Origin of the sequence: Streptomyces fulvoviolaceus, assembly GCF_000718165.1 — a bacterium.
Taxonomy (GTDB): domain Bacteria; phylum Actinomycetota; class Actinomycetes; order Streptomycetales; family Streptomycetaceae; genus Streptomyces; species Streptomyces fulvoviolaceus.
Genome location: NZ_JOEY01000144.1, coordinates 1 through 1159, shown reverse-complemented (window position 1 = coordinate 1159; position 1159 = coordinate 1). Strand labels below are relative to the sequence as shown.

The window sequence follows — 1159 nt, the reverse complement described above, 5'->3', positions numbered from 1 at the left end:
ATGGACCCGCTGCTTGCCCGCGCCCGGCAGATCGCCGCCCTCGACGCAGCCCCGCTCCTGCGGCTGCGACTGCTGTCGGAATCGCTGCTGACGATCATCCTGCGCAGGCTGGACCACATCTGGGTCTACGAGCACGACTACCGCAGCCTCACCCCCGGCGAATACCTCGACACCCTGCTCGGCCAGCGCGCCGAATTCGAGGAGCTGGTCCGGGGGCTTCTCATAGAGGCGATCGAGCAGGGCAGCTTCCGCGCGGTCGAACCCCACCTGGCGACTCTGCAGTTCCTCAACCTGCACAATCACACCTACCAGTGGGTGAAGCCGGGCGGCCGGTGGGACGCGACGTATCTGTCCCGTGAGTACTGCGACACCCTGCTGCGCGGGTTCGGCGCACCCGGTGTGGCCCTGCCCGACGTGGAGCAGGAGGCCGCGGCGTTCAAGCGTGACCGGCCCGAACTGCCCCTCGACCCCGAGGCCGAATGGCAGCCGGTCGCCCTGGCCGGCTGATCCCGGGGCCCGCGGCACACGCCGCGGGCCCTTCCTCGTCTCACGCCTGTCGCACCAGAGCCCGGGCGATGACATCGCGCTGGATCTCGTTGGTGCCCTCGCCGATCTCCAGGATCTTCGCGTCGGCATAGAACCGGGAGATCTCCGACTCCCGCACATAGCCGTAACCGCCGTGGATCTGCACCGCCTGGGACGCCGCACGGTTGGCGACCTCAGAGGCGTACACCTTGGCCATCGCGGCCGCCGTGCTGTAGGGGCGGCCCTGGTCGGCGAGCCAGGCGGCCCGGTAAACGAGACAGCGGGCGGCCTCGAACTCGGTACCTATATCCTTGTCGAGGACGGACAGGAACTGCCGCAGCCCGTTGCCCTCCTCACCGATCAGATGGTCCTCGGGAATCCAGCAGTCATCGAAGACCAACTCCCGGGTGTCCATCGCATGCCAGCCGAGCTTCTTCAGCTTCGCGCCGCAGGTGTAGCCCGGCGTGCCGGTCGGCACATAGAACGTGGCGAAGCGCTTGCGCCCGTCGTCATTGCGGCCCGTCGTGGCCAACAGGGTGACGCCCTGGCTGATGTCGGTGCCGGCATTGGTGATGAACATCTTCGTGCCGTTGAGCAGCCAGCCGCCGTCCCGCCGCAGCGCCGTGGTCGCGAT

At 68.2% G+C, this 1159-nt stretch carries 2 protein-coding genes; one reads left to right on the top strand and one right to left on the bottom strand.

Annotated features, from left to right (window positions below; all coding sequences use genetic code 11):
* A partial coding sequence (locus IG08_RS0153165) for a TetR-type transcription factor C-terminal domain-containing protein (RefSeq protein ID WP_043457729.1) occupies positions 1–507 on the top strand: 507 nt, incomplete at its 5' end.
* Positions 508–547: 40 nt separating this feature from the next.
* Here IG08_RS0153165 and IG08_RS0153160 read toward each other — a convergent pair.
* The coding region (locus IG08_RS0153160) for an acyl-CoA dehydrogenase family protein (RefSeq protein ID WP_030622047.1) at positions 548–1159 on the bottom strand (612 nt) is incomplete at its 5' end.